The sequence below is a fragment of the Mycolicibacterium tusciae genome (genome assembly GCF_002086795.1).
Taxonomy (GTDB): domain Bacteria; phylum Actinomycetota; class Actinomycetes; order Mycobacteriales; family Mycobacteriaceae; genus Mycobacterium; species Mycobacterium tusciae.
Genome location: NZ_MVIM01000006.1, coordinates 236,530 through 260,592, shown reverse-complemented (window position 1 = coordinate 260,592; position 24,063 = coordinate 236,530). Strand labels below are relative to the sequence as shown.

The following is a 24,063-nucleotide window of genomic DNA, read 5'->3' as shown; positions in this document are numbered from 1 at the left end:
CAGATCGCCACGCGTCAGAACTGCGTCGAACCCTGGTCGACCGATATCGCCTGGGCTGTAATCATTTTCGACTCGTCGCTGGCCAACCAGCAGACGGCGTCGGCAATGTCTTCGGGCTGAGCCACCCAGGTTGGCAGGAACGGCGTCAGCACGTTCAACAGCGCGTGGTTGCCGACGACTTCCGCCGCCTTGGCGATCGCCTCGACCATCTCAGGGGAACCCATCTCCGTGACGACGGGGCCCGGGTGCACGCTGTTGACGCGGATCGAATGCGTGCCGAGTTCGGCGGCAAATGCCCGGGCCATCCCGGTGACAGCGTGCTTGCTCGCGGTGTAGTGAATCATGAACGGCTGGAACTTGACTCCGGCAGCAGAGCTGATCAGGATGATCGACCCGCCGCGGCCACCGTCGACGATGTGCTGCGCGCCGGCCATCACGGTGTTCCAGGTGCCGGTGAGGTTGATGTCGATGACGTCTCGCCACTCCTCGGGGGTGATGGCGTTCCAGGCGTGCGGCGCGGTGATGCCGGCGTTGGCGACGATGATGTCGAGCCTGCCGAACTCGGCGACACCGTCGTCGACGACCTTGCGCAGCCCGTCATGGTCGCGAGTGTCGACCGCGGCCGATAGAACGCGGCCCCCGGCGGCCTCGGCCAGCCGCACCGTTTCCTTGAGGTCCTCCGGTGTCGCCGACGGGTAGGGCGCACATGCGGGCAGCGGCCCGGCGATGTCGACGGCGATGACGTCGGCGCCTTCCCTGGCCATCCGGACCGCATGTGCGCGGCCCTGGCCCCGCGCTGCTCCGGTGATGAATGCCACCCTGCCGGTGAGTCTTCCGCTCATTTGCCGTCCCCTTGTGCCGCTTTGACGAGGTTCGCCCCGATGATGAGCCGCTGGATCTCGCTGGTGCCCTCGTAGAGCCGCAGCAGGCGGACGTCGCGGTAGATGCGTTCGACGGGCACTTCGCGCATGTAGCCGCTTCCGCCGTGGATCTGGACCGCGAGATCGGCTACCTGGCCGACCATTTCGGTGCAGAACAGCTTCGCCGCGGACGGCGCGATCCGACGATCTTCTCCGCTGACCCACGCCCGTGCGGTCTCCCGCACCAAGGCTCGGCCGGCCAGCACGCCGGTTTGTTGATCGGCGATCATTGCCTGCACGAGCTGGAAGTTGCCGATCGGTGTGCCGCCCTGGGTGGCCGTCGCCGCGTAGGCGACGGACTCGTCGAGGGCGCGCTGCGCGGTGCCCACGGCCAGCGCGGCGATGTGGACGCGGCCACGGGCCAACGAGATCATGGCGGCCCGGTATCCGATGTCCTCACTGCCGCCGATGAGCGCGGAGGCGGACACGCGAACGTCGTCGAAGCTGACGTCCGACGTCCATGCGCCTTCCTGGCCCATTTTGGCGTCTTTGGTGCCGACGACCACGCCAGGCGCGTCGGCGGGCACGAGGAACACCGCGATGCCCGCGCCGTCGTCGTCGGCCGGGCGGGTGCGCGCAAACACGATGAACAGGTTCGCGGTCGGTGCGTTGGTGATGAAACGCTTCTGGCCGTTGATGATCCAGTCGTCTCCTGAGCCATCGCGGACCGCCTTCGTCCGCAGGCCGGACGGATTCGACCCGGCGCCCGGCTCGGTCAGCGCGAAGGAGGCGACGACGTCGCCGGTGGCCATCGGCTCGAGCCAGCACGCCTTCTGTTCATCGGTGCCGAACCCGACGAGAACCTGCCCGGCGATACCGTTGTTGGTGCCGAACATCGACCGCAGCGCCAGCGAGGTGTAGCCCAGCTCCATCGCCAACTCGACGTCCTGCGCGAGGTTCAGGCCGAGCCCGCCCCACTCCTGCGGAATCGCATAGCCGAACAATCCCATCTTCTTGGCGTGCTCGCGCAAATCGTCGGGCACGCGGTCGTCGGTCAGGATCTCCTGCTCGCGTGGGACGACGGCAGTGCGGACGAAGGTGCGTGTCTGCGCCAGGATCTCCTGAAAGTCCTCGTCGCTGACTTCGGACGTCGTCATCGGCAGTCTCCTCTTCGGCGAGTGGCCCCGGCGGCCGCCGAAATCATATATGAAATATGATGTCGGTCTGAGGGGGCCCCTGCGGGGCTCCACCAGCCAAGAGGGGTGATCAGGTGTCGTTGCTGACCGGTCAGACCGCGGTCGTCACCGGAGGCGCGCAGGGCCTCGGGTACGCGATCGCGGAGCTGTTCATCGCCGAGGGTGCGCGTGTCGTGCTCGGTGATCTGGACCTCGGCGCCACCGAGGCGGCGGCGAAACAACTCGGGGGAGAACAACATGCGCTCGCCGTCCGCTGCGATGTGACGAAGGCCGATGAGGTGGATGCGCTCGTCGCCGCCGCGACCGAACGGTTCGGTGGCCTGGACATCATGGTCAACAACGCCGGGATCACGCGCGATGCGACGCTCCGCAAAATGACCGAGGAGCAGTTCGACCAGGTGATCGCCGTCCACCTGAAGGGCACGTGGAACGGCACCAAGGCGGCGGCGGCGATCATGCGCGAGAACAACCGCGGCGCGATCGTCAACATGTCGTCGATCTCGGGCAAGGTCGGTTTGATCGGCCAGACCAACTACTCGGCGGCCAAGGCGGGCATCGTCGGTATGACGAAAGCGGCCGCCAAGGAGCTGGCCCATCTCGGGGTGCGGGTCAACGCGATCCAGCCGGGGCTCATCAGGTCCGCGATGACCGAGGCCATGCCCCAACATATTTGGGACCAGAAGCTGGCGGAGGTACCGATGGGCCGCGCCGGTGAACCGGCTGAAGTGGCCAAGGTCGCGCTGTTTCTCGCCAGCGATCTGTCCTCGTACATGACCGGCACCGTCCTCGAGGTCACAGGTGGGAGGCACGTATGAGTCGAGACGCTGTCATCTGCGAACCAGTCCGTACGCCGATCGGCCGCTACGGCGGCATGTTCAAATCGCTGACCGCGGTGGACCTCGGTGTCACGGCGCTCACCGGGTTGCTCGAACGCACCGGGATAGATCCCGCCGCAGTGCAAGACGTCATCCTCGGGCACTGCTATCCGAGCAGCGAGGCGCCCGCGATCGGCCGCGTGGTCGCGCTCGATGCCGGTCTGCCGGTGACGGTGCCGGGCATGCAGGTCGACCGCCGATGCGGCTCGGGTTTGCAGGCGGTGATCCAGGCGTGCCTGCAGGTTGCCAACGGCGACAACGACCTCGTCGTCGCGGGCGGTGCCGAGAGCATGAGCAATGTCAGCTTCTATTCCACCGACATGCGTTGGGGCGGAGCCCGATCCGGGGTTCAGGTGCACGACGCGCTGGCGCGCGGACGCACCACCGCGGGCGGAAAGCACTACCCGGTGCCCGGCGGCATGCTCGAGACCGCCGAGAACCTGCGCAAGCAGTACTCGATCTCGAGGCAGGAGCAGGACGAACTCGCCGTGACGTCGCATCAGCGGGCGGTCGCCGCGCAGAAGGACGGGATCCTCGCCGAGGAGATCATCCCCGTCACCGTGTCGAGCCGCCAGGGTGAGGAACTGATTGACACCGACGAACACCCCCGCGCCGACACCACTGTGGAGTCGCTGGCGAAGCTGAAACCTGTTCTGCTGAAAAATGATCCCGATGCGACCGTCACAGCGGGCAATGCCAGCGGACAGAACGACGCGGCATCGATGTGCATTGTGACCACGCCCGAGAGGGCCGCCGAGCTCGGACTGTCACCGCTGGTGCGGCTGGTGTCGTGGGGATCGGCGGGAGTGGCGCCCAACATCATGGGCATCGGGCCCGTACCCGCGACCGAAGCGGCGCTCGCCAAGGCGGGACTGGCGCTCAGCGATATCGACCTGATCGAACTCAACGAGGCGTTCGCTGCACAGGCGCTCGCGGTGATGCGGGCGTGGGAATTCACCGCCGCTGATCAGGACCGGACCAACGTGCACGGTTCGGGCATCTCGTTGGGCCACCCCGTCGGTGCGACCGGCGGACGAATGCTGGCGACACTCGCACGCGAGTTGAACCGCCGCGGTGCCCGGTACGGGTTGGAGACGATGTGCATCGGCGGCGGGCAGGGCCTGGCCGCGGTCTTCGAAAGGGTGGGCGCATGACCAAGCTTGCCCAGACGCTGGGCCTGACCGAGTTCCAGACTGAGATCGTCGCCAACGTACGGCAATTCGTCGACAAGGAGATCATTCCCGCCGCGCAGGAACTCGAGCACGCAGACACCTACCCGCAGGCCATTGTGGATCAGATGCGGGAGATGGGTCTGTTCGGCTTGATGATTCCCGAGGAGTACGGCGGGCTCGGTGAGTCGCTGCTGACCTACGCGTTGTGCGTCGAGGAGCTTGCCCGCGGCTGGATGAGTGTCTCCGGCGTGATCAACACCCACTTCATCGTGGCGTACATGATCCGTCAGCACGGCACCGATGCGCAGAAGCAGCACTACCTACCGCGGATGGCCACCGGCGAAACCCGCGGCGCGTTCTCGATGTCCGAACCCGAGCTCGGGTCCGACGTCGCAGCGATCCGCACCCGGGGCAAGCGCAACGACGACGGCACGTACACGATCGACGGTCAGAAGATGTGGCTGACCAACGGCGGTAGCTCCACTCTCGTGGCGGCGCTGGTGCGCACCGACGAGGGAGCGGACAAACCACACCGCAACCTGACCGCGTTCCTGGTCGAAAAGCCAACGGGCTTCGGCGAAGTCGCTCCGGGTCTGACCATTCCCGGGAAGATCGACAAGTTGGGCTACAAGGGGATCGACACCACCGAGCTGATCTTCGACGGGTACGTCGCGCAGGCGGGCGACATCCTCGGTGAAGCCCCTGGTCAGGGATTCTTCCAGATGATGGACGGTATCGAGGTCGGTCGTGTCAACGTGTCGGCCAGGGCGTGCGGGGTCGGAATCCGCGCGTTCGAGCTCGCCGTGAAGTACGCGCAGCAGCGGCAGACGTTCGGCAAGCCGATCGCAGAACACCAGGCCATTGCGTTCCAGTTGGCCGAGATGGCGACCAAGGTCGAGGCGGCGCATTTGATGATGGTCAACGCCGCGAGGCTGAAGGATTCGGGCGAACGCAACGACGTCGCGGCGGGAATGGCGAAATACCTTGCCAGCGAGTTCTGCTCGGAGGTCACCCAGCAGAGCTTCCGGATCCACGGCGGCTATGGCTACTCCAAGGAGTACGAGATCGAGCGCCTGATGCGCGACGCGCCATTTCTGCTGATCGGTGAGGGCACCAGCGAAATCCAGAAGAACATCATCAGCAAGCGACTGCTCGCCGACTATCGGATCTGATCCGTGTCCGTTCCCGAGCTTCCCCACGCGCTGGCCAGGACGCAACTGGCCGAAGACGTCGCGCGCATCGTGCGTAAGCGCATCTTCGACGGCGCCTATGCCGCAGGCACCTACGTGCGGCTGGACCAACTCGCGGCGGATCTCGGCGTCAGTGTCACCCCGGTGCGCGAGGCGTTGTTCGAACTGAAGGCCGAGGGCCTGCTGGCCCAACAGCCGCACCGCGGCTTCGTGGTGCTGCCGGTGACCGGTCGCGACCTCACCGACGTATCCGACGTGCAGGCCTATATCGGAGGTGAACTGGCCGCGCGCGCAGCAACCAACATCACCGACGACCAACTACGTGAACTCCAGCAGATCCAGTCCGATCTGGAAGACGCCTACGCCGCCGATGACGACGAACGCGCCGTGCGACTCAACCACGAGTTCCATCGCGCGATCAACGTCGCCTCGGATTCACCGAAACTCGCCCAGCTGATGTCGCAGATCACCCGCTACGCGCCCGAATCGGTGTTCCCGATCATCGCGGGCTGGCCGGAGAAGTCGAACAAGCACCATCGCCGGTTGCTGGTCGCGTTGCAGAAGCGCGACGAGAACCTCGCTCGCACAGCGATGTCCGAGCATCTGGCGGCCGGGGCCAAGCCGTTGATCGAGCACCTCACGTCTCGCGGTGTGGTCCAGTAACCTCGCGCAGTAGCTCGCGCAGTTCGGCCACATCGACCTTGCCCGTCGCCTTGCGGGGAACCGCGTCGTCGGAGTCGACGGCCAGCCACACCGAGGGCACCTTGAAGGCGCTCAGCCGCCGGCGCGCTGCGTCCCGGAGGTCTTCGGCAGCCAGTCGGGAGATCACGACCGCGCCGACGGCGCCGTCCACCTCCGTGACGAAGGCTCCGCCAACCCCGGCGATCGTGCGCAGCGCATCCTCGACCTCGCTGGGGTACACGGTCGCGCCGCTGACCTTGAACATGTCGTCGGAGCGACCGTGGTAGAACATGAAACCGTCGTCATCGAGGTGGCCGAGATCGCCTGTGGGGTAGAAGCCGTCAGCGGTGAACAGCTCATGGTGACTGCGGCGACAGATGCCCCGCATCATGTGGGGACCGCGGAGCTGGATCATCCCGACAGTGCCGCGGGGGACGGGCGTGCCGTCGTCCGCGTCTACGATCCGAACCTCCATGCCGGCGAACGGTTTTCCGCAGCTGCCCCACGCCGACCGCGGCATGTCGGTATCGGCGGGATAGCCGCAGTATGGGCCGAACGATTCGGTCATCCCGAAAAGCTTCGCCCTGGCGCCGGGTTCGGCTCGCTGATCGGCGGGTAGCAACGCCTCGAGGCTTCCGGAACGCAGCGACGACAGATCGGCTGCCACCGCATCAGTTTGGCGTGCCAGCGCCGCTGCTTGATCCGGCCACCCGCGGAACAAGGTGACACGTTCGCGCTCGAGCAGTCGCAATGTCGTCTCGGGCCGAGGGATCTGCTCGGTCACCAGCGTGGCACCGGCGAGCAGTGCCGACAGCACACCACTGCCGAATCCGCCGACCCAGAAGAAGGGCATCGGGAGATACAGCCTGGTGTCGGCATCGATGCAGCGGGCCGCCAGGCCTGATCGCACCGCGCCCAGCGCGTTGCCGTGCGAGTGGATGACACCTTTGGGTGGGCCACTGCTGCCTGATGTGAACATGATCGCGAGTGTGTCGCTGGGCGTGACGGTTTCGGCGACCGCATCGACGGGCGCATTGTCGGTGGGGCGTGGAAGCCGGTCGGCCGTCCATACCTTGCGGAGTGCGGGGAGATCCACCCGATAGGGCTCGAGGTCGTCGAGGTAACGGTGGCCGCGGAATTCCTCGACGGTGATCAGGCACTGGACGGAGGCCGCGCGCAGCGCGGCGGCGAGCTCGGGCGGTTGCATCAGCGTGCTCAGCGGCACCAGCACCGCGCCGACGCGAGTGAGCGCCACAGCGATCTGCACCCACTGCGCACAGTTCGGCATGATCAGCCCCACCCGCGTGCCCTTGGCAACACCGGTGGCGATGAACGCGGCGGCCAGGTCGCGGCTTGTCGCGTCGAGTTCGGCGTACGTGAGCCGGGCATCGGGATCGATGACCATCGGCTTGCCCGCGTCGTCGGCGGCTCGAAGTCGCACCAGCTGATCGATCGTGTCAGGCATCGAAGACCTTTGTGAGACGCCGCATGTCGACTTTTCCGCTGGACATCAGCGGAATCTCTGCGGCGGGCACCGCGGCGAAGCGCCTCGGAATCTTGTATGACGACAGCTCGCTCTTCAGGCCTTCACGCAGTGCGTCCTCGTCGAATTCGGCACCTTCGTCCAGCGCAACGACCGCAGCCACGACCTGTCCGCGTTCGGGATCGGGTAGTCCGACGACGTGCGCCGCGAATCCGGCGACCTTGGCGATCGCCTTTTCCACCTCGGCGGGCGCAACGTTGGCGCCCGCGGTCTTGATCATTGCGCCCCGTCGGCCGATGAAGTACACGAAGCCGTCGGCATCGGTGCGGACGAGATCGCCTGTGTGAAACCAGCCGTCGGCGTCGAAGCACTCTTCACGGCTGAGCCTGTAATAGCGTTGCATCAGAAATGGCCCGCGGACGCACAGTTCGCCCATCTCCCCGGAATCGACGCGTTCGCCGGTGTCGTCGACGACCTTGGTGTCGAATCCGGGTGCCGGCCGGCCGAACGACCCTCGCCGATGTTCGGGCTGGTCGGATTCGTCCTCGCTGATCGTGATGACGCTTCCGGTCTCGGTCATCCCGAGCATCGTGTGCCGCAGTTCGGGGTCCGCCGGCCGCACATCGGGGGCCATGATCGGGTACAGGTTACCGCGGCGCATGGAGGACAGATCTCGCGTCGGGAGGCTGGGATGGCTGGCCAGCGAGGTGATTCCGCCCACGAAACCATTGGTCATGGTGGGTTTTTCGGCTTCCAGCAGGTCGAGGGTTTCGCTCGGGTCGACGGCGTTGGAGCACACGAGCGTGGCGCCGGCGAGCATCACGGCCAGAATCGAGAATGCGATACCACCTATCCAGAAGAACGGTGAGTTGCAGAACAATTTATCGGTCGGGCCCAGCCCGCGGATCTCGTTGAGTACCCGTTGATGGTCGAGCAGCGACGCATGTGTGTGCATGACACCCTTCGGTGCGCTCGTCGAACCCGACGTGTACACGATCGCCAGCGTGTCCGACGCGTCGACGTCGTCCTCCATCGCCTCCAGCAGTTCCGAGTCGACGGCGACCGGCGGCGCGGAATCGAAGAAGGTCTGCTGTAGCAGCGGGATACCGGCCCGATCGATCTGGGCGAATCTCTCGCGGTAGTCGTGGCCGCGGTAGGAAGCAGTGGCGAGCAGGATCTCGACGTCGGCGTGGGCGAGCTGCGTCGCCATCTCGGGAGCGGTCGCGAACGTCGAGAAGGGGATCACGACGGCGCCTATGCGAGCGGCGGCCAGCATTGCCACGATGAAGTCCGGCCCGTTCGGGTACAGCACTCCGACGTGCGTGCCCTTACCTGCGCCGAGCGTGATCAGCCCGCATGCCAACTTTGTCGAGCGTTGTTGGGCCTCGGCGTAGCTGAGGCGGTCGCTGTCGCATATCAGCAGCGGATGGTCGCCCCGGCGGCGCACGTGTTCGCGCAGCACTGCGGTGACGGTGTTGTCAGGCATGGTCGACGGCGTCGAAGTGTCCGCGGACGGCGGTCAGGTCGGCCTTGCCCGACGGTGTTCTGGGGATCTGTTCGACGATCGCGATGTCGGTGGGAATCTCGTAGCCTGCGAGCCGTGTTCGCAGGTGGTCCAGCAGCGTCGCCACCTCGACAGTCTCGCGCAGTTCGACCATCGCCACCGGTGTCTCGCCGAGCCGATGATCGGGTCGTCCGACCACCGCCGCACCCTGCACGGCCGGATGACTTTCCAACGCGGTACGCACATCGTCGGGCATCACCTTGAAGCCGCCACGGATGATCGCCTGATCCGCGCGGCCGAGGATCCACAGAAATCCGTCCGCGTCGATGCGCGCCACGTCCGTGGTCCGCATCCAGTCTGCGGTCGGCCCGAGCTGACCCGGCCGCACCTCGAGCAGCCCTGGCTGGTTGGCGGTGACAGGCGTGCCGTTGTCGTCGACGACACGTAGTTGCGCGCCGAGCGTGGCCCTGCCGACGCTGCCACGCTTGGTGTCCCAGTACTTCTGGTAGTCACGCAGTGACCAGCCGGCGACCCCTCCGCCGAACTCCGTTGCGGCGTAGGACGTCAGGACCGGAATACCGAACTTGTCGGTGAATGCGTCGGCATCCTCTGCGGACAACGGCGCGGTACCCGAGGTGACCGCGCGGATGCTGTGCAGGTCGTCGCGGGTCAGGTCGGAATGCAGCACGGTGCGCAGGGCCGCGGGAACCAGCGATACCGCCTGCGGGCGGTGTCGGCGGACCGCATCGGCCCACCGGTCGAGCTCGAAGCGATCCAGCAGTGCGAATGACCGTGCTTCGCAAACGCATTGGAGTACACGGAACACGCCCCCGATGTGCACCAGCGGGGCATTGACGATAGCCACGCCACGCCGTGGTCCGGTCGGTGACGGTGCGGCGTCGAACTCGGTGCCGATCACGCTGCGGGCCAGCATGTCGTAGGTGAGATCGATGCGCTTGGGCGGACCCGTCGTACCACTGGTCAACATCCGTACCGCGACTCCGGCGCGGCCGGCATCACCGGTTGGCTCGTCCGCCGCGGTCACGGCAGGGGCGTCCGTGAGCCCGGCGATCGCCACGGCCGCGGTGTGCGTCGCCGGTGCGACCAGCGTCGACAGATCTTTGTCCGTGCCGATGATCAATGGGAGGCGCAGTGATTCGACGTCGGCTCGGATGCGATCGTCGCCGCGCGCCGGGTTGATGACGACGACGGTCCCGCCGCCCATCAGCACGCCGAGGAACGCGGCCACGTGAGATGGCGTGTTACGCAACAGGATTCCGACTTGACGCCCTTCGTCATCGAGCGCCTCGATGCGACGCGTCAACGTGGCGACCTCACCCCACGTCAGCCATTCGGCGTCGTACTCGATCGCGGGGCCTTCAGGCCGCAGATCCAGTACATCGCTGATGCGCCGGCTGAGCGGATGTGCGGCCATCAGCGCAGCCTCGGTGTGAATGTTTCGTCGGGAGAGCGGTCGGCGAGTTCGGCCTGCCCGAGGGGGTTTCCCAACCTCGTGTAAATCAGGTTCTGCTCCATGGCCGCGCGGTAGGGCTTGTCCAGAGATTCCCATATCGCTTTCACAGTGCCCTGGGTTGCTGTCGGAGGTTTCTCCGCGATCGCGGACGCGATCTGGTGGGCGCGGGCCCACAGCCGGTCGGTAGAGACGACCTCGGACACCAGACCGATCCGCAGCGCGGTGCCGGCGCCAACGCGTTCGTCGTTGCCCATCAGCGCGATTCGCAGTGCTTCACCCAAGCCGACGCGGCGCATCAGGCCGATCGGTTCCAGAGCGCACACCAGACCCGCGCTGACATGCGAATCGAAGAACGTCGCGTCGTCACTGCAGATGACGACGTCGGATTCGTTGACGAAATAGAACGCGCCCGCGGTGCACATGCCTTGCACCGCGCATACCACGGGCTTCCACATCTTCTGCCACTTGGGGCTGAGGTATTCGCCCGGATCTTCGTGATTCCACACGTTCTCGGGCTGACCATAGGGGGATTTGATGTCCAGACCGGCGGAGAACGCCCGATCGCCCGCGGCACGTACGACCACGGCATGGACCGTGTCATCGAGCTTGACGATCCGCCATGCCTCGGCCATTTCCTGGCACATAGCCCTGTTGAACGCGTTGAGCGAGTCCGGCCGGTTCAGCGTGATCGTCGCGACGTGCGCTTTGGCGTCCACGTCGAGCAGGATCGTCTCGAAGCTGTTGGAGATCATCGGCATTGCCAGATCGGCGCGCGTTTCTCCATGAATGCCCTGGGTCCCTCCAGCGAATCCGCTGTGTGCAGATTGCGCTCTCGAAAGGCTTCCGCCAGAATCTCCGCCTCGTTGAGTGGCAGGTCCAACGTCTTGTGAATGGCCAACCGAGTGCCCCGCACAGCCAACGGGGCATTCGAGTTCACCATGTCGGCGATCTCGTGTGCGCGTTCGAGAAGACGGTCGTGGTCGACGATTTCGGAGATCATTCCGAGGTCGTACGCGCGCTGGGCATCCATCCGTTCGTGCTTACCTGTCAGTGCCATGCGCAGCGCGATGTTGCGGGGCAGTACGCGGGCAAGCCGCACCATCTCACGGCCTGCCACCAGGCCGATGCTGACGTGCGGGTCGAAGAATGTCGCTGTGTCCGAGGCGATGACAATGTCGCCCGTCGTGACCCAGTCCAGGCCTGCGCCGCAGCAGATGCCGTTGATCGCAGCCAGAACGGGTTTGGCCATGCGGCGAAAGGGCGGTGTGCCCTCTTGGGGTGCCTCCCACTGGTCGTAGGTCGACAGGTAGGCCCGTTCGTTGATGACCTTGCCGTCCTCCGGGATCTGCTTCGCGTCGGCCCCGGTGCAGAATGCGCGGCCGGTGCCGGTCACGACGAGTATCCAGATGTTGTCGTCTGATTCGGCCTCGTCGTACGCGGAGCGCAGTTCAGTGATCATGTGCGGGCTCAGTGCGTTGAGCGCTTGTGGCCGGTTCAGTGTGATCGTGGCTTTGTGTCCGTCGACCTCGTAGGTGATGTCCTCGAAAATGGAGGATGACATGGCTTTTCCTTCCGTCTGGGTCACCGGCCACCGAACTCCGGTGTGCGCTTCTCGCGGAACGCCGCGAGGCCTTCCTTGAAATCCTTGGTCCGACAGGACAGTTCCAGGTTGAAGAGCTCCTGGTTCATCGTCTGCGGGAGCGTCGCGTTCAGTCCGTAATGGATGGCCTGTTTGGCGAGCCCGATCGCGACGGTGGGGCCGGAGGCCAATCGTGCCAACAGTTCCGCGGCGACGTCGTCGAGTTCGGATTCGTCGGTGCAACGGTGAATGAGCCCCCATTCCGCGGCGTCTGCTCCGCTGACCTTCTCACCGAGCAGCAGCATGCTCTTCGCGCGCGCCAACCCGACCAACCGGGGGAGCAGCCACGTCGACCCCGAATCCGGGCTGAAGCCGCGCTCGAGGAACGGTTCCCAGAACACGGCGTCGGTGCTGGCGACGGTGAAATCGGCTGCCAGTGCGAGGTTGCAGCCCAGGCCGGCGGCCCAGCCGCGCACGCTGCACACGACGGGCAGTTGGATGGAGTGGACCAGTTCGATCACGCGATGCGCACCGTGTGGGACGCGGCGCACGAGGTCACCGGTGCGGGGACGCTCACCGGTGTTGGCCGAAATCCAGTCGACCCCTGCGCAGAAATCGGTTCCGCCGCCGCGAATGTGGACGACGCGAAGCGAGTCATCGGTCGCGGCATGGGTCAGTGCGTCGACGAATGCGTTCACCATTGGCGGGCTCAATGAGTTGCGCCGTGACGGGCGCTCGAGCGTGACGTGCAGGACGTCGTCTACGCGGGAAGTTGTCACCGCCCCGTCGTCGGTCACCGTTGCCTCCGCCCTTCCCTCGTTATACGGTTAGGCATACAGTATTGCTATCTTGTACAAGTTAGCAAGGAAAGCGTGCTGACGGAACAGGCGGCAGGCGAAAGGCGGCTGATGGCCAAGGGCACCCCCCGGTTCGGTGAGCAACCGTTGCCACAGACGGTGGCGGCCGCCGCGGCGCTGCGTCGGCTGACCGGGCTGCTGCTGTCGTTGGAACACGAGCACCCGACCGTCGACGCCTTGGTCACCCAGATCGCCGAGTGGGAACGTGAACTCGCTCCCGCAGTACCCTCCGATCCGACCCCGCGCATCGGGCCGCAGAGCACCGAGGATCAACGGGTTTACCTGGATCACGCTTTCGACGTCGGTGCGTACAACCCGTGCTTCCCCGAGTACAGCTTCGATCACCTGGACGCCGACACTGCATCCGGCCGCGTCACCTTCCCCGTGGTCTACGAAGGGCCGCCGGGTCTGGTCAACGGCGGCTTCCTGGCGGTGTTCTTCGACTGCGTCACCCAACATCAGAGTTGCGCTTCTGGGCGCACCGGCAAGACACGCTCGCTGACGGTCACGTTTCGCCGGCCGACCCCCGTCCTCGTCGAGCTCGGGTTCGACGTCGTTCGCGCGGAAGCCGACGGCCGGGTCACGAGTACGGCACGCCTGCGGTACGGCGACGAGGTTCTGTGCACCGGCGAATTCAGCACGGCGGCGTCGTCACCCGACAAATTGAGCGTCTTCGACTTCGGTCACCGGCGGGCGACGAACCGATGACCAGCGTGCAGCGGATTCGTCAGCCGCGGGTCGCCGAGATCGTCGCATCGCGACTGCGCGACGAGATCCTGTCCGGGCGCATCAAAGAAGGCGACGTACTCCCGTCGCAGGACACTCTGCTCGCGGAGTTCGGCGTCAGCCCGCCTGCGCTGCGCGAGGCCATTCACATCCTGGAGACCGACGGGTTGATCTCCGTGCGACGCGGAAACATGGGCGGCGCCGTCGTTCATCCGCCCTCGGCCGAGCGCACGGCGCACATGATCAGCATGGTGTTACAGACACGATCGGCCACACCTGCCGACGTGAGCGGTGCATTGATGCATATCGAGCCGATCTGCGCGGGTTTGTGTGCCGCCCGTGAAGATCGCATGACGGAGGTCGTCCCGTATCTGGAGGCGGAGATTAAAACGCAGACAGAGCAATTCGACAACCTGTCGCGCTATGTCCCGAACGCGCGCCGATTCCATGAGGCGCTGGTGTCGCGATGTGGCAACGAGCCGATGATTCTGTTGATCGGCTCATTGGAGCTGATCTGGTCGGCCCACGAGTCATCGGTGTGGAGCGACGAGGGTGACCCGTTGCAGCACAAGACCATGCGGGCCGCTCTTCGCGATCACCAGCGGCTGCTGGACGCGATCCGCGACGGAAACGAGGCGCGCGCGGTGAAGCTCGCGCAGGACCATCTGTTCGTCGCCCGGCGCAACACGCTTGCGGTTGGTGCGGACAAAACCATTGAGGCCAAATTGATTTCGAATGCAGAGTGAAGGACTTCCGATGACCGACGACCGGGTGATCTTCGACGTCGACCGTGACAGGCGCATCGCGACGATTACGTTCAACAACCCGACCCAGCGCAACTCCTACGATGCGGCGATGCGCGAGACGGTCGGCAGATATCTCGACCAGGTGGCCGAGGACGACGATCTGACCGTCGTGTTGTTACGTGGCGCCGAGGGGGTGTTCAGCACCGGCGCGGACATGAACAACGCCTACGGCTGGTATGGCGATGAGGACGCGCCCGAAGCCAAGCGCCGTCCGAGCCAGCGGCGGCGCCTGACCGTCGACCGCAAGTCGTTCGGCTTCTATCACAACCTGATGGGCTTCCCGAAGGTCACGGTGGGAGAGATCAGCGGCTACGCCCTCGGTGGCGGCTTCGAGATGGCGTTGATGACCGATATCTCCGTGATCGGTCGCACCACAAGAATCGGCATGCCCGCCACTCGGTTCCTCGGTCCCGCGCTGGGCAGCCTGCATATGTTCTTCCACCGCCTCGGCCCCGTGCTGGCGCGGCGACTCCTGCTCACCGGCGACATCATCGAGGCCGGCGCCGTCGAACACCTCGGCGTGTTCACCGAGACCTGCGATCCGGCGTCGGTCACCGCTCGGGCGCGGTACTGGGCCGAGAAGGCGGCGAAGATGCCCGCCGACGGGGTCGTCATCGCCAAGGAGGCGTTCCGCCTCGTCGAACAGAGCCAGGCCTATCAGGGCGAGGAGGTGGCCAGCTATCTGTTCCACGCATACGGGACAAACCTGCAGTTCGCGCCCGGTGAGTTCAACTTCGTCAAGACCCGTGCGCAGCACGGCACCAAGGAGGCGTTCCGGCTGCGCGACGAGCACTTCCACGTACCCGAGCCGGAGTGAGCCCCCTCACCTATTGGGAAAGCAACACTCTCTGCTACTTTTGTAAAGTTACCTACGCCGAAACCCGAGGTTGAAAACATGTCCACACCCGTCATCGTCGGTGCAGCCAGGACGGCAATCGGCCGCTCCTTCAAGGGGACGCTGGTCAATACCCCGCCCGAGACTCTGATCACCACCGTGCTGCCCGAGGTGGTCCGTCGGTCGGGTGTGGATCCCGCGGATATCGACGACATCATCTTCGCCGAGTCGCATTACGGTGGCGGCGATTTGGCGCGCTACGCCGCCGACGCGACTGGGCTACAGCACGTTCCGGGCCAGTCGGTGAACCGACACTGCGCAGGCAGCCTCACCGCGATCGGCAACGCAGCCGCACAGATCGGCTCGGGCATGGAGCGCGTGCTGATCGCAGGCGGCGTTCAATCGCTGTCGATGACCCCGCTGACCAACTGGCGGATCCCCGGACCCGAGCTGAAGTTCGAGGAACGGTGGATGCCCCCCACACACGTCGAGACGCCCGATGCGCCGGCGAAGGACATGTCCATCACGGTGGGTTGGAACACCGCGCAGTCGGTCGGCATCACCCGTGAGGAGATGGACGCCTGGGCGGCCCGGTCGCACGAACGGGCCGTCGCCGCGCAGGATGCCGGCAAGTTCAGTGACGAGATCATCCCGATGAAGATTCAGCAGTTCGACGGATCGGTCGTCGACTTCAGCGTCGACGAGCATCCCCGTCGCGACACCACCGTCGAAAAGCTCGCCGGGCTCAAGGTGCTGCACCCGGAGATCGAGGGCTTCTCGATCACCGCGGGCAACAGCAGCGGCACCAACGATGCCGCCGCTGGCGTCGCGCTGGTCGAGCGCGGCTATGCCGAGGCCAACAACCTGTCGGTGATGGCCACCGTGAGGGCTTGGGGCGCAGCGGGTGTCCCCGCGCGCGACTGCGGTTTGGGTGCGGTGAAGGTGATCGGCAAGGTGCTCGGCCGTGCCGGGCTGAAGCCGTCGGACATCACGCTGTGGGAGATCAACGAGGCGTTCGCATCCGTGCCGATCGCCGCATGCCGCGAATACGGCATCGACGAGGAACTGGTCAACTTCTCCGGAAGCGGTTGCAGCCTCGGCCATCCCATCGCCGCCTCCGGTGCGCGGATGGTGACGACGCTCGTCTACGAACTGCAGCGGCGTGGCGGTGGCATCGGTATGGCCGCAATGTGCGCAGGCGGCGGCCAGGGCGGCGCGGTCATCGTCGAGGTGTAACCCCTTGCGATTTCGGTGCGCAAACGTTCGCTGAGCGACCGTACGCGCACCGAAATCGCAAATCGCTAGCGTTTGCGCGCGGGCTTCTTGGCCTCGTCGATCAGCCGACCGGCGTGGTCGAGGATGCATTCGAGACCGAACTCGAAGTTCTTCTCGTCGGCCGCGCCGAGGTGGTGGCCCTTTTCGGTGACCAGCGCAAGCAGCGGTGTGGATTCGCTGTCGATCGCCATGGCCTCGTCGATATCGGCGGGACCGTCATCCGCCGCGCGGTTCTTCTCGCGCAGGCGCTGCAGCACCACCGAACCGCGGACGTGCACCGACACCGCGGAATACGTATCGAAGGCGTCATCGGCCGACAGGCCCGCCTCCGTCAGGCTGGCGATCGCCTTCTCGACCTCCTGCACGCCGAGCCGTGCAGTACGCGGGCTCAGGGCGGATCGGATGAGGATCAGATCGCTGAGAATCGGGTTGCCCAGGAACGTCTTTCGCATCGAGCGGGCGTGATTACGCAGTGTTTCGCGCCAGTCCTTCGCCTCGACGTACGGCGTGGCGAAGACATATTGGCGTAGCGCCCGGTCGGTCATCGCGTTGAGTAGGTCGTCCTTCTTGCGGAAGTACCAGTAGATGCTGGTCACGCCGACCCCGAGGTGCTTACCGAGCAGCGGCATGGACAGGTTGTCGATGCCCACTTCCTCGGCGAGTTCGAACGCACCCTTGATGATGTCGTCCGGATTGATCGACCCGCGCTCGCGCCGTGGACGCTTCTCGGCGGTCGCCTGCCTTGCCACGAACGGCACCTCCATTTCGACTGGTGGACTGAATGTACCGGCAATTGCCCTCTGATCTGCGTCTACGCAGGTGTGTCGGCCCTCCGCCCTTGCCGTCAACCGTACCGTTCCACCGTTCCGCTTCTTTACTGTAAGCCCTATAGTAAGTGTTTCCAGCGTGGCAGCGAAAGGCGAAGGGTGTCGGACGAAATCCTGACGGAGCGCCGGGGACGCATTCTCGTCATCACGATCAATCGACCGGAAGCGCGAAATGCGGTGAATCTCGCCGTCAGTCAGGGCCTGGCCGACGCGGTCGACGAACTCGACGCGGACAAGGATCTGTCGGTCGCCGTGTTGACCGGGGCGGGCGGCAACTTCTGTTCGGGCATGGATCTGAAGGCCTTCGCCGCAGGTGAGATGGTCGCGATTCCCGGTCGCGGCATCGGCTTCACCGAGCGGCCGCCGCGCAAACCGCTGATTTCGGCTGTCGAAGGCTACGCGCTGGCCGGTGGCACCGAAGTGGTGCTCGCCACCGATCTGGTGGTCGCATCGAGGACGGCTAAGTTCGGCATCCCCGAGGTCAAGCGCGGCCTCGTGGCTGCCGGTGGCGGACTGCTACGCCTACACAAGCGGATCCCGTACCAGAAGGCACTTCAGTTGGCGCTCACCGGTGAGAGCTTCACCGCCGAGCAGGCAGAAGGGTGGGGGTTCGTCAACGTGCTGACCGAACCGGGCGATGCGCTCGCCGGCGCAATCGAATTGGCCGAACAGATCACGGCCAACGGTCCGCTGGCGGTCGCCACCACCAAGGAGGTCTTCGTCAAGTCCGTCGGCTGGAGCGAGGACGAGATGTGGAAGAAGCAACGCGACTACATCGTTCCGATCTTCGCGTCGAACGACGCGAAAGAAGGGGCTATCGCGTTTGCGGAGAAGCGCACACCCAACTGGACCGGCACCTGACGGCGCGCACGACATGGATCTCGGGTTGGCCGATTCGGCCGCAGTCGTCGGCAGGACGCAGCAGGTAATCCACGCCGCTGCAACGGATTTGACCGAGCGGGGGAGTCCCGACGAAATCGGTCCCGTCGTAGCGCTTCTCGCCTCGCGGCGAAACTCGTACATGACCGGTGCCAATGTCAATGTCGACGGAGGCAGCGACTTCACCTGAGGAGGCAGCATGGCGACGGCCAAAGAGGCGCGTGAATGGGCCCGCGGCAATCTGCGGGGTATCGGCAACTCCCTTTACACGCCGTTCTGCGGCGAGGACGGCGACGACATCGACTGGGACGCCTACCGAACACTGGTTCGTCACTGCGTCGGCGAGCTGGGCCACCCGATGCTGTGGTGCACCAGCGGTATCGCGGAGTTCTGGTCGTTGACGTCCGATGAGCGAAAACGCTTGCTGGAGGTGGCGATCGAGGAGGGGCGGGCGGCTAATCCCGATGTCGTCGTGCAGGCATGCACCGCTGCCACATCGGCGAAGGACTGTCTGGACCTGACGCTGCACGCCCAGCAGTCCGGGGCCGACATCGTCTACATCCAGACGCCGATGATGGAGGCGCATGGCGGCGAGGGAGTGCTGAATTTCTTCCGGTACATCGCCGACCGCAGTGACATCGCGCTGGGCATGTTCAACTCGCCGTCGTCGGGATACGTGCTGACACCTGCTGAGGGTGCGCGGATCTACGACGAGATCCCGGCGGTGTGCGCGACCAAGGAAGGCGCCTTCCGGCCCACGGCCAGCCGGCAGCTACACAACCTCGCTCCCGACCTGACGATCTGGGAATGCGAAACTATGGTCTACCGCGCCGGCTGGCTACGGGCCGGGATCGTCGGGCCCGCTCAACTGGGCACGTCCGGTTATCTCTACGAAACCCCGCAACATCGGGTGTTCTCCGAATACTGGGAACTCGTGTGGAGCGACAAGCTGTCCGAGGCGATCGACTACGCGGAGAAGTCGGGTATCGACCAGTTCACCGTCGACATCGGTGGGTGCTTTACGTGCTATCCGGGGCGACCGGACTACTTCACGCACTGGGGCGGGGCGTTCAAGTACGCCGCGTCAGTCCTTGGGCTGCCCATCGGGTCGTATCCCCACTCGCGGCCGCCGCAGGCCGTTCTGCCAGCGGATGCCAAGGCCCGGATCGACTCGGCATATCAGCGGTTTGGGCTGGTCGGCGGCTGAGATTGTCTTCCGTGAACCTGTTGCGGAAGGTGCTACCGATAGGTGTACAGTAAGTGCAAACATCCAGTTCGACACGCCTGAGGAGGGCTGACGGGTGAGCGTTGGAGACCGCATCGCTGACCCCGTCGTCTCCGACCAGAGCGAACCGGTGCTTTACGAGGTCCTCGACACCGGCGTCGCGGTCCTGACGCTCAACCGGCCAGAGCGAATGAACGGCTGGGGTGGCGGCCTGGCCACGACGTTCTACCTCCGTCTCGACGACGCCGAGGCCGATCCTGATGTTCGTGCCATCGTCGTCACCGGCCAGGGCCGCGCCTTCTGCGCAGGCGCGGACATGGGTGATCTCAACTCGATCAGCGCCGCCACCGTCGACGCCGCAGCGGACACCGACGTCGGCAAGTTGGTCGGTGCACGTCACCCTCACTTCACGACCACGATGCGCAAGCCGATCATCGCGGCAATCAACGGCGCCTGCGCAGGCATGGGTATGACGATGGCATTGATGTGCGACGTGCGGTTTGCTGCAGACGGTGCGAAATTCACCACGTCCTTCGCCCGACGGGGTCTGATCGCGGAGTACGGGATCTCCTGGATCCTGCCGCGCATCGTCGGCCAGGGTGTCGCGCTCGACCTGCTGCTGTCGGGCCGGGTTTTTCTTGCCGACGAAGCGCAGCGACTGGGTCTGGTCAAAGAGGTCGTGGCACCCGACGAGCTGCTGCCGCGTGCGATCGCCTACGCCGAGGACATCGCCGCCAACTGCGCGCCGAGCTCACTGGCGGTGATCAAGCGACAGGTGTACGCAGACACCATGCGCGATGTCTTCGATGCCAGTGACATTGCCGAAAAGCTGATGCACGAATCCATGCAGCGACCCGACTTCATCGAAGGCATCACCAGCTTCTTCGAGAAGCGTCAGCCCAACTTTCCGCCGGCCCAAGGACCAGCCCAAGGATCTTCGAAAGGACAGGAATCGTGAAAACCCTGGACTACATGGCCATCGACGTCGACAACCACTATTACGAGACGATCGACTCGTGCACCCGCCACCTGCCCAAGGAGTTCAAGCGCCGCGGCGTGCAGATGCTGACCGAGGGCAAGCGCACGTTCGCCGTCATGGGAGGTGTGGTCAATCACTTCATCCCGAATCCGACCTTTGATCCGATCATCGAACCGGGCTGCCTGGATCTGTTGTTCCGCGGGGAAATCCCCGAAGGCGTTGATCCGGCATCACTGATGAAGGTCGATCGGTTGCCGGATCATCCCGAGTACCAGAATCGCGACGCCCGGGTGAAGATTCTGGACAAGCAGAACCTCGAAACCGTATTCATGCTGCCGACTTTCGCGTGCGGCGTGGAAGAAGCCCTCAAGCACGATATCGACGCGACCATGGCGACGGTGCACGCGTTCAATCTGTGGCTGGACGAAGACTGGGGCTTCGATCGCCCCGATCACCGGTTCCTGTCGGCGCCGATCATCTCGCTGGCCGATCCGGACAAGGCTGTGGAAGAGGTCGAATTCGTCCTGTCCCGCGGCGCCAAGAACGTCTGTGTGCGGCCCGCCCCGGTCCCGGGCCGGGTCAAGCCACGCTCACTGGGTGACCCATTGCACGATCCAGTGTGGGCCCGGCTGGCCGAGGCCGGCGTTCCGGTGATCTTCCACCTGTCCGACAGCGGCTATCTCGCGATCGCGGCATTGTGGGGCGGTAAGGCCACTTTCGAGGGATTCGGCAAGAAGGATCCGTTGGACCAGGTGTTGCTCGACGACCGCGCCATCCACGACGCGATGGCCTCGATGATCGTGCATCAGGTCTTCACCCGGCACCCGAAGCTCAAGGTGGCGAGCATCGAGAACGGCTCGTATTTTGTCTACCGGTTGATCAAACGGCTCAAGAAGGCCGCCAACACGGCGCCGTACCACTTCAAAGAAGATCCGGTGGAACAGCTGAAGAACAACGTCTGGATCGCGCCGTACTACGAGGACGACGTCAAGGAACTCGCCGCGACGATCGGTGTCGACAAGATCCTGTTCGGCTCGGACTGGCCGCACGGCGAGGGTTTGGCCGATCCGATGAACTTCACCGCCGATATCCCGCAGTTCCCCGAGTTCAGCTACGAGGACACTCGGAAGGTCATGCGCGACAACGCACTCGAGCTGCTTGGTGCGAACGTGACGGCCTCCGCCTAGCCATGGGCGAATGGACCATCGGGGCGGTGCTCGACGCGATCGCCGAGGCCGCACCCGACCGACTGATGACCGTCTGTGGCAGCCGTCGCAGCACGTTCGGCGAGTCGGCGGACCGGACCCGTCGACTGGCCAATTTTCTGGCCGCCCAGGGCTTGGGCGCACACCGGGAACGGGACGAGCTGCAGAACTGGGAGTGCGGACAGGATCGCGTCGCACTCGTCATGCACAACGATCTCTACCCCGACGCGGTCATCGGCTCGCTGAAGGCGCGTACCGTGCCGGTCAATGTGAACTACAACTACGCCCCACGCGAGGTCGCCGAACTCCTCGAATACCTTCGCCCCCGCGCAGTCATTTATCACCGCTCGTTCGGGCCCAAGTTCGCCGACGTGCTCCCGCCTGCCGCGGCGGACGTGATGATCGCAGTCGACGACGACAGCACCGTCCCGCTCCTGCCCGGGGCCATCAGCTTCGAAGATGCTCTGGCGCAGGGCGATACGGACCACGATCTCGCGCCTTCACCGGACGACGTGATGATGGTGTGCACCGGCGGGACGACCGGCCGCCCGAAGGGTGTCATGTGGCGGCAGAGCGACACCTACGTGGTGTCCATGAACGGTGCCGACCATGAGACCGTCGACGAGATTCACGCCAAGCTCGGATTCGAAGGTCAGCCGTGGTTCGCGGTGTCCCCGCTGATGCATGCGGCGGGTATGTGGACGGCTTTCGCGGGACTGCTCAACGGGTTGCCGATCGTCCTCTACGACAAAACACGCTTCGACCCGCGTGCGGTACTCGAGACCGCCGAGCGTGAGAAGGTCGGGATGATGACGATGGTCGGTGACGCCTACGCGGGTCCGCTGGTGGAGGAACTGCGCGCCGGTTCCTACGATCTGTCGTCGATGTATGCGATCGGCACCGGCGGAGCGGCGACAAATCCGAAACACCAAGAGGCTCTTCTGGAATTGCTGCCGCAGATCACCCTGATCAACGGATACGGCTCGTCGGAGACCGGGAACGTGGGCTTCGGGCGCAGCCAGCAGGGCGACCAGAAGGACACTTTCGTGCTCAGGGAGGGCGCGCTGGTCCTGTCTGAGAACTACAGGCGCTTCCTGCAACCGGGGGAGCTGGAAGTCGGCTTCGTCGCGCGCGCCGGGCGTATCCCGCTCGGGTATTTCGACGACGAGACCGCCACCCGGAAGACGTTCCCCGTCGTCGAGGGGCGGCGGGTGGTGATTTCCGGGGACCGTGGCTCGCTGGCTGCCGATGGCTCGCTGCAGTTGTTCGGCCGAGATTCCCTTGTCGTCAACACCGGAGGCGAGAAGGTCTTCGTCGAAGAAGTCGAGGAAGTGCTGCGCGCGTATTCGGGCGTGGCCGACGCGTTGGTGGTCGGGCGTCCGAGCGAGCGTTGGGGTGAAGAACTCGTCGCCCTCGTGGCCCTGAAGGAGGGCGTCGATGTCACCCCGGAACAGCTTCATCGTCAGTGCACGTCGCGTCTCGCGCGGTTCAAGGCGCCGAAGGAGTTCATCATCGTCGATCAGGTCCGTCGGCTCGGAAACGGTAAACCGGACTACCGCTGGGCGAAAGCCACTGCCGTCCAAGAGGCCTCGCTGACATGAGCCACAAAGCGATTGATTGTCTGGTCAACGTCCACTTTGGCGAGACCGAGAAGCAGCCCGAGTTCATGCTCAAGGTGCGCGACGACTACTTCAAGGGACCGCAATCCCTCTACGACCAGGTCGAGCTCGAGCAGCTGCTCGAGGAGATGGACGAGCGCGGCGTGGAGAAGGCCATCCTGATGGACAACCTGACGAAGCCGTCGGTGACCGCCCGGAAGTTCGTCGACCAGCGGCCCGACAAATTCGCCCTCGCCATGGGCGGGGTGAACCTGCTGCGGCCCATGCCGTCGCTGCGAGAACTCACCGCCGTCCTGCGGGATATGCCGGTGGCGTATACCGCAGTGGGGCCCAGCTTTTGGGGCGACGGCCAATATCCGCCGAGCGACGCCGTGTATTACCCGCTCTACACCAAATGCGCTGAGCTGGGGCTGCCGCTGTGCGTCAACACCGGGCTGCCGGGGCCGCCGATCCCGGGGGAGGCGCAGAACCCGATTCACCTCGACCGGGTCTGTGTGCGGTTCCCCGAGTTGAAACTCTGCATGATTCACGGGGCCGACCCGTGGTGGGATGTCGCGATCCGACTCCTGATCAAGTACAAGAACCTGCGACTGATGACGTCGGCGTGGTCGCCGAAGCGGCTGCCGGACAGCCTGCTGCACTACATGCGCACCCGCGGGCCTGACAAGGTGATCTTTGCTTCGGACTGGCCGGTGCTGAGAATGCATCGGGTGGTGCCCGAGGCGCTGGCGCTGGACCTGCCTGCCGAGGTGCTGGACAACTACCTCTACAACAACGCACAGGATTTCTTTTTCGGGCCCCGAGAGGAGCAGTGAC

At 65.1% G+C, this 24,063-nt stretch carries 23 protein-coding genes and 1 pseudogene; 15 read left to right on the top strand and 9 right to left on the bottom strand.

The window, feature by feature from the left end; translation table 11 throughout:
- Positions 1 to 14 precede the first annotated feature (14 nt).
- Positions 15 to 842 carry a mycofactocin-coupled SDR family oxidoreductase gene (locus BST47_RS13870; RefSeq protein ID WP_083126090.1) on the bottom strand — a complete coding sequence of 276 codons (828 nt, stop codon included), beginning with the start codon at positions 840 to 842 and terminating at the stop codon, positions 15 to 17.
- On the bottom strand, positions 839 to 2,017 hold the full coding sequence (locus tag BST47_RS13865; RefSeq protein WP_083126089.1) for an acyl-CoA dehydrogenase family protein: 1,179 nt from the start codon (positions 2,015 to 2,017) through the stop codon (positions 839 to 841). The genes BST47_RS13870 and BST47_RS13865 overlap by 4 nt, the downstream gene beginning before the upstream one ends.
- Positions 2,018 to 2,130: 113 nt before the next feature.
- Here BST47_RS13865 and fabG point away from each other — a divergent pair, with 113 nt between their 5' ends.
- The 4 genes from fabG to BST47_RS13845 are packed head-to-tail and all read left to right on the top strand — an operon-like array spanning position 2,131 to position 5,956.
- On the top strand, positions 2,131 to 2,871 hold the full coding sequence (fabG, locus tag BST47_RS13860) for a 3-oxoacyl-ACP reductase FabG (RefSeq protein WP_083126088.1): 741 nt from the start codon (positions 2,131 to 2,133) through the stop codon (positions 2,869 to 2,871).
- On the top strand, positions 2,868 to 4,085 hold the full coding sequence (locus BST47_RS13855) for an acetyl-CoA C-acetyltransferase (RefSeq protein WP_083126087.1): 1,218 nt from the start codon (positions 2,868 to 2,870) through the stop codon (positions 4,083 to 4,085). Before fabG ends, BST47_RS13855 begins: the two co-directional genes overlap by 4 nt.
- Complete coding sequence (locus tag BST47_RS13850) at positions 4,082 to 5,275, top strand: acyl-CoA dehydrogenase family protein (RefSeq protein WP_083126086.1); 1,194 nt, start codon at positions 4,082 to 4,084, stop codon at positions 5,273 to 5,275. The genes BST47_RS13855 and BST47_RS13850 overlap by 4 nt, the downstream gene beginning before the upstream one ends.
- Before the next feature lie 3 nt (positions 5,276 to 5,278).
- Entirely contained in the window at positions 5,279 to 5,956 is a 678-nt protein-coding gene (locus BST47_RS13845; protein WP_083126085.1) for a GntR family transcriptional regulator, read from the top strand.
- On the opposite strand, the gene BST47_RS13840 is transcribed toward BST47_RS13845, so the two are convergent.
- Genes BST47_RS13840 through BST47_RS13815 form a run of 6 tightly spaced genes read right to left on the bottom strand, consistent with a single transcriptional unit; the run spans position 5,931 to position 12,811 of the window.
- Positions 5,931 to 7,439, bottom strand: a complete 1,509-nt coding sequence (locus tag BST47_RS13840; RefSeq protein WP_083126084.1) for a class I adenylate-forming enzyme family protein — start codon at positions 7,437 to 7,439, stop codon at positions 5,931 to 5,933. The two genes, BST47_RS13845 and BST47_RS13840, sit on opposite strands and share 26 nt — an antisense overlap.
- A complete protein-coding gene (locus BST47_RS13835; protein WP_083126083.1) occupies positions 7,432 to 8,943 on the bottom strand; it encodes a class I adenylate-forming enzyme family protein in 1,512 nt (503 codons plus the stop codon). Before BST47_RS13835 ends, BST47_RS13840 begins: the two co-directional genes overlap by 8 nt.
- Entirely contained in the window at positions 8,936 to 10,396 is a 1,461-nt protein-coding gene (locus BST47_RS13830; RefSeq protein WP_083126082.1) for a class I adenylate-forming enzyme family protein, read from the bottom strand. The genes BST47_RS13835 and BST47_RS13830 overlap by 8 nt, the downstream gene beginning before the upstream one ends.
- Positions 10,396 to 11,193: an enoyl-CoA hydratase/isomerase family protein gene (locus BST47_RS13825; RefSeq protein ID WP_207568602.1), complete on the bottom strand. Its 798-nt coding sequence runs from the start codon at positions 11,191 to 11,193 to the stop codon at positions 10,396 to 10,398. The genes BST47_RS13830 and BST47_RS13825 overlap by 1 nt, the downstream gene beginning before the upstream one ends.
- The gene (locus BST47_RS13820) at positions 11,184 to 11,996 is read right to left on the bottom strand and encodes an enoyl-CoA hydratase/isomerase family protein (RefSeq protein WP_083126081.1); all 813 of its coding nucleotides are present in this window, start codon (positions 11,994 to 11,996) and stop codon (positions 11,184 to 11,186) included. Before BST47_RS13820 ends, BST47_RS13825 begins: the two co-directional genes overlap by 10 nt.
- A gap of 20 nt (positions 11,997 to 12,016) precedes the next feature.
- Positions 12,017 to 12,811, bottom strand: a complete 795-nt coding sequence (locus BST47_RS13815) for an enoyl-CoA hydratase/isomerase family protein (protein ID WP_083126080.1) — start codon at positions 12,809 to 12,811, stop codon at positions 12,017 to 12,019.
- Between the two features lie 111 nt (positions 12,812 to 12,922).
- On the opposite strand from BST47_RS13815, the gene BST47_RS13810 reads away from it, so the two are divergent.
- The 4 genes from BST47_RS13810 to BST47_RS13795 all read left to right on the top strand — a co-directional run bounded on the left by BST47_RS13810 (position 12,923) and on the right by BST47_RS13795 (position 16,474).
- Positions 12,923 to 13,579 (top strand): hotdog family protein, encoded by a 657-nt coding sequence (locus tag BST47_RS13810; RefSeq protein ID WP_083126181.1) that lies wholly within the window; start codon positions 12,923 to 12,925, stop codon positions 13,577 to 13,579.
- Positions 13,576 to 14,343 carry a FadR/GntR family transcriptional regulator gene (locus BST47_RS13805; protein WP_083126079.1) on the top strand — a complete coding sequence of 256 codons (768 nt, stop codon included), beginning with the start codon at positions 13,576 to 13,578 and terminating at the stop codon, positions 14,341 to 14,343. Before BST47_RS13810 ends, BST47_RS13805 begins: the two co-directional genes overlap by 4 nt.
- A gap of 10 nt (positions 14,344 to 14,353) precedes the next feature.
- Entirely contained in the window at positions 14,354 to 15,220 is an 867-nt protein-coding gene (locus tag BST47_RS13800; RefSeq protein ID WP_083126078.1) for an enoyl-CoA hydratase/isomerase family protein, read from the top strand.
- 78 nt (positions 15,221 to 15,298) lie between these two features.
- Positions 15,299 to 16,474: a thiolase family protein gene (locus tag BST47_RS13795; RefSeq protein ID WP_083126077.1), complete on the top strand. Its 1,176-nt coding sequence runs from the start codon at positions 15,299 to 15,301 to the stop codon at positions 16,472 to 16,474.
- A gap of 65 nt (positions 16,475 to 16,539) precedes the next feature.
- Here BST47_RS13795 and BST47_RS13790 read toward each other — a convergent pair whose 3' ends face one another.
- Entirely contained in the window at positions 16,540 to 17,262 is a 723-nt protein-coding gene (locus tag BST47_RS13790) for a TetR/AcrR family transcriptional regulator C-terminal domain-containing protein (RefSeq protein WP_083126180.1), read from the bottom strand.
- A gap of 177 nt (positions 17,263 to 17,439) precedes the next feature.
- Between BST47_RS13790 and BST47_RS13785 the strand changes: the two genes are divergently transcribed.
- The 7 genes and pseudogenes from BST47_RS13785 (at position 17,440) to BST47_RS13755 (ending at position 24,062) form a co-directional block, all read left to right on the top strand.
- Positions 17,440 to 18,201 carry a crotonase/enoyl-CoA hydratase family protein gene (locus tag BST47_RS13785; protein ID WP_083126076.1) on the top strand — a complete coding sequence of 254 codons (762 nt, stop codon included), beginning with the start codon at positions 17,440 to 17,442 and terminating at the stop codon, positions 18,199 to 18,201.
- Positions 18,202 to 18,289: 88 nt separating this feature from the next.
- Positions 18,290 to 18,409: pseudogene (locus BST47_RS31635) on the top strand (SDR family oxidoreductase); the annotation flags it as partial.
- Positions 18,410 to 18,418: 9 nt separating this feature from the next.
- On the top strand, positions 18,419 to 19,426 hold the full coding sequence (locus tag BST47_RS13775; RefSeq protein WP_083126074.1) for a dihydrodipicolinate synthase family protein: 1,008 nt from the start codon (positions 18,419 to 18,421) through the stop codon (positions 19,424 to 19,426).
- 94 nt (positions 19,427 to 19,520) lie between these two features.
- Entirely contained in the window at positions 19,521 to 20,402 is an 882-nt protein-coding gene (locus BST47_RS13770) for an enoyl-CoA hydratase (RefSeq protein ID WP_083126073.1), read from the top strand.
- Positions 20,403 to 20,416: 14 nt separating this feature from the next.
- A complete protein-coding gene (locus BST47_RS13765) occupies positions 20,417 to 21,610 on the top strand; it encodes an amidohydrolase family protein (RefSeq protein WP_083126179.1) in 1,194 nt (397 codons plus the stop codon).
- 2 nt (positions 21,611 to 21,612) lie between these two features.
- Positions 21,613 to 23,229 (top strand): acyl-CoA synthetase, encoded by a 1,617-nt coding sequence (locus tag BST47_RS13760; protein WP_083126072.1) that lies wholly within the window; start codon positions 21,613 to 21,615, stop codon positions 23,227 to 23,229.
- Positions 23,226 to 24,062 (top strand): amidohydrolase family protein, encoded by an 837-nt coding sequence (locus tag BST47_RS13755; protein ID WP_083126071.1) that lies wholly within the window; start codon positions 23,226 to 23,228, stop codon positions 24,060 to 24,062. The genes BST47_RS13760 and BST47_RS13755 overlap by 4 nt, the downstream gene beginning before the upstream one ends.
- Position 24,063: the final 1 nt, after the last annotated feature.

What these genes read in the sequence shown, in the direction of transcription:
- BST47_RS13795 (WP_083126077.1), top strand. Translation starts at nt 15,299, where the DNA reads ATGTCCACACCCGTCATCGTCGGTGCAGCCAGGACGGCAATCGGCCGC.
- BST47_RS13800 (WP_083126078.1), top strand. Translation starts at nt 14,354, where the DNA reads ATGACCGACGACCGGGTGATCTTCGACGTCGACCGTGACAGGCGCATC.
- BST47_RS13865 (WP_083126089.1), bottom strand. Translation starts at nt 2,017, where the DNA reads ATGACGACGTCCGAAGTCAGCGACGAGGACTTTCAGGAGATCCTGGCG.
- BST47_RS13775 (WP_083126074.1), top strand. Translation starts at nt 18,419, where the DNA reads ATGGCGACGGCCAAAGAGGCGCGTGAATGGGCCCGCGGCAATCTGCGG.
- BST47_RS13820 (WP_083126081.1), bottom strand. Translation starts at nt 11,996, where the DNA reads ATGTCATCCTCCATTTTCGAGGACATCACCTACGAGGTCGACGGACAC.
- BST47_RS13850 (WP_083126086.1), top strand. Translation starts at nt 4,082, where the DNA reads ATGACCAAGCTTGCCCAGACGCTGGGCCTGACCGAGTTCCAGACTGAG.
- BST47_RS13840 (WP_083126084.1), bottom strand. Translation starts at nt 7,439, where the DNA reads ATGCCTGACACGATCGATCAGCTGGTGCGACTTCGAGCCGCCGACGAC.
- BST47_RS13825 (WP_207568602.1), bottom strand. Translation starts at nt 11,193, where the DNA reads ATGCCGATGATCTCCAACAGCTTCGAGACGATCCTGCTCGACGTGGAC.
- BST47_RS13835 (WP_083126083.1), bottom strand. Translation starts at nt 8,943, where the DNA reads ATGCCTGACAACACCGTCACCGCAGTGCTGCGCGAACACGTGCGCCGC.
- BST47_RS13810 (WP_083126181.1), top strand. Translation starts at nt 12,923, where the DNA reads ATGGCCAAGGGCACCCCCCGGTTCGGTGAGCAACCGTTGCCACAGACG.
- BST47_RS13870 (WP_083126090.1), bottom strand. Translation starts at nt 842, where the DNA reads ATGAGCGGAAGACTCACCGGCAGGGTGGCATTCATCACCGGAGCAGCG.
- BST47_RS13755 (WP_083126071.1), top strand. Translation starts at nt 23,226, where the DNA reads ATGAGCCACAAAGCGATTGATTGTCTGGTCAACGTCCACTTTGGCGAG.
- BST47_RS13805 (WP_083126079.1), top strand. Translation starts at nt 13,576, where the DNA reads ATGACCAGCGTGCAGCGGATTCGTCAGCCGCGGGTCGCCGAGATCGTC.
- BST47_RS13760 (WP_083126072.1), top strand. Translation starts at nt 21,613, where the DNA reads ATGGGCGAATGGACCATCGGGGCGGTGCTCGACGCGATCGCCGAGGCC.
- BST47_RS13830 (WP_083126082.1), bottom strand. Translation starts at nt 10,396, where the DNA reads ATGGCCGCACATCCGCTCAGCCGGCGCATCAGCGATGTACTGGATCTG.
- BST47_RS13855 (WP_083126087.1), top strand. Translation starts at nt 2,868, where the DNA reads ATGAGTCGAGACGCTGTCATCTGCGAACCAGTCCGTACGCCGATCGGC.
- BST47_RS13765 (WP_083126179.1), top strand. Translation starts at nt 20,417, where the DNA reads ATGGCCATCGACGTCGACAACCACTATTACGAGACGATCGACTCGTGC.